General features: G+C 63.5%; 1 pseudogene. It reads left to right on the top strand.

Annotated elements, in window-relative coordinates:
* Positions 1-230: pseudogene (locus tag SB756_RS36185) on the top strand (amino acid transporter); the annotation flags it as partial.

Raw genomic sequence — 230 nt, forward strand, 5'->3', positions numbered from 1 at the left:
CTCAGCTGGGTGGTGGCGGCGGTGGGCGATGTGGTGGTGGTGGCAGGTTTCTTCCAGTACTGGTACCCCGGCGTGCCCACCTGGCTACCGGCTGTTACCACGATGTTCCTGCTGCTGGGCCTGAACATGCTTGCCGTGACGGCCTTCGGCGAAGTCGAGTTCTGGTTCGGGCTGATCAAGATCGTTGCGATCGGGTTGCTGGTGGTGACGGGGCTGGTGATGGTCGCCAC

Origin of the sequence: Pseudomonas sp. SIMBA_068, assembly GCF_046534705.1 — a bacterium.
GTDB classification, from domain to species: domain Bacteria; phylum Pseudomonadota; class Gammaproteobacteria; order Pseudomonadales; family Pseudomonadaceae; genus Aquipseudomonas; species Aquipseudomonas putida.